Annotated in this window: 4 protein-coding genes and 1 pseudogene; all 5 read left to right on the top strand. The window is 51.5% G+C overall.

Annotation, left to right across the window (positions count from 1 at the left end; translation table 11 throughout):
* On the top strand, positions 1 to 171 hold a 171-nt coding region (locus STRDD11_RS00960; protein ID WP_128835320.1), incomplete at its 5' end, for a formate--tetrahydrofolate ligase.
* Between the two features lie 15 nt (positions 172 to 186).
* Positions 187 to 783, top strand: coding sequence for a HutD/Ves family protein (locus tag STRDD11_RS00965; protein ID WP_128834478.1), 597 nt, complete (start codon positions 187 to 189; stop codon positions 781 to 783).
* Positions 784 to 858: 75 nt separating this feature from the next.
* Complete coding sequence (locus STRDD11_RS00970; protein ID WP_128834480.1) at positions 859 to 2,190, top strand: APC family permease; 1,332 nt, start codon at positions 859 to 861, stop codon at positions 2,188 to 2,190.
* A gap of 39 nt (positions 2,191 to 2,229) precedes the next feature.
* Positions 2,230 to 3,770 (top strand): annotated as a pseudogene (hutH, locus tag STRDD11_RS00975) (histidine ammonia-lyase).
* A 160-nt stretch (positions 3,771 to 3,930) separates the two neighbouring features.
* On the top strand, positions 3,931 to 4,920 hold the full coding sequence (locus STRDD11_RS00980) for an arginase family protein (RefSeq protein WP_128834482.1): 990 nt from the start codon (positions 3,931 to 3,933) through the stop codon (positions 4,918 to 4,920).
* Positions 4,921 to 5,057: the final 137 nt, after the last annotated feature.

Consider the following 5,057-nt stretch of genomic DNA (forward strand, 5'->3'; position numbering starts at 1 on the left):
GGAGCCCCTAAAGACTTCACTATCAAGATCAGCAAACTCAAGGTATCAGCCGGAGCAGGCTTCATTGTCGCCCTGACCGGAGCTATCATGACCATGCCTGGCCTGCCTAAAGTGCCGGCCAGCGAGAAGATTGATATTGACCAAGACGGCCAGATTACCGGTCTGTTCTGATAAATGTAAAACAGGATGAAAGCAACCCTTTTAAGAGCAAGCGATTTCCAAGTTTCCGATTGGCCGGGGGGAAAGACGAGACAGCTCTTCCTTTCCCCGCCAGACGGCCACTGCGGCAGTCGGAACTTTGACTATCGGCTCTCAACAGCAACTGTAGAAGCAGCAGAAAGTTCATTTTCTGATTTCAGCGGTTTTCACCGCATTCTCATGAGCCTGGACCGCCCTCTCTCCCTCCAGAATGCCAGCCGGCAGGAGGAAACGGTGCTGGCTCCCTTTACCCCCTATGTCTTTGAAGGGAGTGATTCTATCACAAGTCGCGGGACTTGTACTGATTTTAACTTGATATACAGCGACCATTATCAGGGGCAGATGATTGCCCTTTCGGACGGGCAGGAGCTTAGCCGGAATGAGAGCATTCAATGCATCTACGCTTTGGATGATTTGACGGTGACTCTGGGAGAGCAGCAGCCGCGAAACATAGAGGCACAAGAACTCCTGATAGTGGAAAAAGAGACTCAGGAAACTGAGCTGCAAATAATGTTTTCAAGCAAACAGCCTAAGGGCGCCTGCTGCGCTGTTTGGGCTGGTTTGACCCACATCCCAACTAAGTAAAGATACCCTGATGCCTTGTCAGCATTCTATCTTTACTTGGAAAGGATCCCATATCTCTAAAGGAGAAACATTATTATGGATGCAACTAAACTCACTGCACAAGAACAGGAAAAAGCCAAATTCGGCTTTGCCGGTGCAACTCTCTACGGTATCAATGCCGTTATCGGTTCAGGGATTTTCCTCCTGCCTAAATCAATCTACAAAGGCTTAGGACCGGCCTCTCTGGCTATCATGTTCGGCGTGGCTGTTCTGGTCATGCTCCTGTCTGTCTGCCTGGCGGAAACCGCAGGCTACTTTGGCAAAAACGGCGGAGCCATGCAGTATGCCAAGGAAGCCTTCGGAGACTTTATCGGCTTTGATGTCGGTATTTTGGGCTGGGCCGTTACCATTATCGCCTGGGCAGCCATGCTAGCCGGATTTGCCGAAGTGTTTATCCAGACCTTCCCAGCCTTTAAAGGCTATAATCTGGCTATCAGCATCACCTTCGTTGTCCTCTTATGTCTGATGAATATCGCCGGAATCAAAACTTCCAAGATGTTCACCCTGACCGCAACCGTTGCCAAGCTGATTCCTATCGTGCTCTTTTCAGCCTTTGCCATCTTCTATATCAAGGGCGGTGTTGACGCGGGCAACTTTACGCCTTTCCTGCAGCTGGAAGGCGGCTCCAATATTTTCAATGCCATCGGCAGCACAGCCGTTTATATCTTCTACGGCTTTATCGGCTTTGAAACCATGTCTATCGTTGCCGGCGAGATGCGCAACCCTGAAAAGAATGTACCCAAGGCCATCCTGGGCTCTATCAGCATCGTCTCTGTACTCTACATGCTGATTATCGCTGGGACGATTGCCATGCTGGGCGGCCGCATTATGCAGAGCGGCGCACCAGTGCAGGATGCCTTTATGGAAATGATCGGTCCTGTCGGCGGCCCGTTGGTCTCCTATGGTGCTCTTATCTCCATCGCCGGGCTCAATATCGGTGAGTCCATCATGGTGCCGCGCTTTGGTGCTGCCATTGCAGACGAAGGGCTCCTGCCAGAGGGACTGGGCAAGACCAACTCCAAGAACGCTCCGGTAACTGCCATTCTGATTTCCGGTGCTCTTGCTATTTTACTCTTGCTATCTGGCTCCTTTGAGCAGTTAGCGACCTACAGCGTGGTCTTCCGCTTCTTCCAATACATCCCAACGGCCTTGGCTGTATTGAAACTCAGAAAAATGTACCCAGACAAGGAAGTCACTTTCCGTGTACCGTTTGGACCGGTTATCCCTGTCCTGGCCGTTGCAGTCAGTCTGCTGATGATTGCCGGTGACAACATGATGAATTTCGTCTGGGGAGCTGTCGGTGCCGCAGTCGCAAGCCTGCTCTATTATTTCTTGCACGGCAGAAAAGGCACTCTGGCTAAAGAATGAGCCAGTCTGAATTCTATATCCTATAATGGAGGAGTTTATATGTCAACATTGATTCATTTAGATGGAAATAGTCTAACATTAGAAGATGTCATCGCAGTTGCCGTCAGGGAGCAGTCTGCGAAATCGATCAAGAGGCCAAAAAGGCTGTGCAGGCCTCCCGCAAAATCGTGGACGACATCGTTCGGGAAAAGCGGGTAGTCTACGGTGTCACCACCGGCTTTGGCTCCCTCTGCAATGTCAGCATTTCACCAGAAGATACGACCCAGCTGCAGGAAAACCTCATCCGCACCCATGCATCCGGCTATGGCGATCCGCTGCCGGAAGACGCAGTCCGTGCTATCATGCTGATTCGGATCAATTCCTTGGTCAAGGGCTACTCCGGTATCCGCCTGTCCACGGTGGAAAAACTGCTGGAGCTGCTCAATAAAGGCGTCCTGCCTTTCATTCCGGAAAAAGGCTCTCTGGGAGCTTCCGGTGACCTAGCACCGCTGGCCCATATGGTTCTGCCGATGCTGGGACTGGGCCGTGCTTACTACCAAGGCGAGCTGCTGTCTGGACAGGAAGCCCTGGACAAGGCTGGCATTGAGAAAATCTCCTTGGCTGCCAAGGAAGGGCTGGCATTGATCAACGGCACTACTGTCCTGACAGCTATCGGGGCACTGGCGACCTACGATGCTATCCAGCTGCTCAAACTCTCCGATATTGCCGGTGCCCTTTCTCTGGAAGTTCATAACGGCATCACCAGTCCTTTCGAAGAAGACCTGCACACTATCCGGCCTCAGAGCGGCCAGCTGGCGACGGCCCGCAATATCCGCAACCTTCTGGAAGGCAGCCAAAATACCACTGTGGCGACCCAGCAGCGGGTGCAGGACCCTTATACCCTGCGCTGCATTCCGTAGATTCACGGATCCAGCAAGGACTCTATCGCCTATGTAAAAACCAAGGTTGAGATTGAGATTAACTCCGTTACAGACAACCCTATCATCACCAAGGAAGGGCATGTCATCTCAGGCGGTAACTTCCATGGGGAACCCATGGCTCAGCCATTTGACTTCCTCGGTATTGCCATTTCTGAGATCGGAAATGTATCTGAACGCCGGGTGGAGCGGCTGGTCAACAGCCAGCTGAGCAAGCTCCCATCCTTCCTGGTCAAACACCCAGGCCTCAACTCTGGCTTTATGATTACCCAGTATGCCTGCGCTTCGCTGGCTTCTGAAAATAAGATTCTGGCTCACCCAGCCAGTGTGGACTCCATCCCATCCTGTGAAAATCAGGAAGACTTTGTCAGCATGGGAACCACCGCAGCCCGCAAAGCAGGAGAGATTCTCAAAAACTCCCGCCGCATCGTGGCAACGGAAATCATGGCTGCCTGTCAGGCACTGGATCTGAAAGCAGAACATCACGAACTGGGCAAGGGCACCAAACCAGCCTACGACCTCTTCCGCCAGCATGTCCGCTTTATCGAATTTGACAAGGATATCGAAATCTACGAAGAACTCAACAAAGCCTCAGCAGTGATTGAAAGCCCAGAATTCCTGGCTGCTGTTGAAAAGGCTGTGGATTTGAGCATCCAGTTCTAAACCGGATACTCAATGACAAGCAAACTCGAAGTATGAAAGCTAGCAAAAGAAGCCCGCTCTCCTTCAGCTGGGCTTCTTTGACAGTCAAAACTCTATTGACAGGCTTGACGGAAACTCTTATAATAAAGTCGCAAGTACTATGATGGAAAAGGACAAAATCATGTTAGAAGATTATTACCAGCTAGACAACAGCTACTATCATAAGAGACTGGACGATGATTTATATGCTGCCAAATGGGGGATGCTTATTGAGTTTTTGGACTTAAATGACCCCAACTTAAAGCCTTTTGAGGGCGTCAACTTTGCCTTGATTGGCTTTAAGAGCGACAAGGGGGTCTATATCAACCACGGCCGCGTCGGTGCAGTCGAAGGTCCCCAGGCTGTCCGGACCCAGCTGGCTAAGCTGCCTTGGCATCTGGGCAGAAATGTCCGAGTCTTTGATGCCGGCGATATTGACGGACCTAACCGCTCGCTGGACCAGCTGCAGCACAGTCTGGCTCGGGCCGTCAGGCGCCTGCGGGAGCTCAACCTCCGGCCTATCGTCTTGGGCGGCGGCCACGAAACAGCCTATGGCCACTATCTAGGGCTCAAGTCGTCACTAAATCCTGACCAAGATTTGGCCGTCATCAATATGGATGCCCATTTCGACCTGCGGCCTTATGAGCAGACCGGCCCCAACTCCGGCACCGGCTTTCGCCAGATGTTTGACGACAGCCTAGCGGCCAAAGAGACCTTTAACTACCTGATTCTGGGCATTCAGGAGCACAATAACAATCTCTTTCTCTTTGACTTTGTCGCCAAATCCAAGGCCATTCAGTTTCTGACAGGGCTGGATATCTACCAGATGGGCCACAAGGAAGTCTGCAAGGCCGTCGATGCCTTTCTGGCTGATAAGGAGCAGGTTTACCTGACCATTGATATTGACTGCTTTGCAGCTGGTGCCGCACCCGGTGTCAGTGCCATCCAGTCGCTGGGAGTGGACCCTAATCTGGCCGTGCTGGTCTTCCAGCATATCGCTGCCTCCGGCAAGCTGATCGGCTTTGACATCGTCGAAGTCTCCCCGCCCCACGATATTGACAACCATACGGCTAACCTAGCTGCCAGCTTCATTTTTTACCTGACTCAAGTCTGGGCACAGGAGCATGACTGATAGTACCCGTCAGCTAATCTTCTATCTGCAGTCTGAGAAACCGCTGAACAACCGACCATCGTCATGTAGAGTCTTTTCCTTTGCTTTTTGATTTTCATTGAGTGTGACAGTCTATCCAAAAACATGTTAAAAGAGGA

Origin of the sequence: Streptococcus sp. DD11, from assembly GCF_001578865.1 — a bacterium.
In the GTDB taxonomy this organism is placed as follows: domain Bacteria; phylum Bacillota; class Bacilli; order Lactobacillales; family Streptococcaceae; genus Streptococcus; species Streptococcus panodentis.

Coding starts and splice junctions, on each gene's coding strand:
- STRDD11_RS00965 (WP_128834478.1), top strand. CDS start 187: ATGAAAGCAACCCTTTTAAGAGCAAGCGATTTCCAAGTTTCCGATTGG.
- STRDD11_RS00970 (WP_128834480.1), top strand. CDS start 859: ATGGATGCAACTAAACTCACTGCACAAGAACAGGAAAAAGCCAAATTC.
- STRDD11_RS00980 (WP_128834482.1), top strand. CDS start 3,931: ATGTTAGAAGATTATTACCAGCTAGACAACAGCTACTATCATAAGAGA.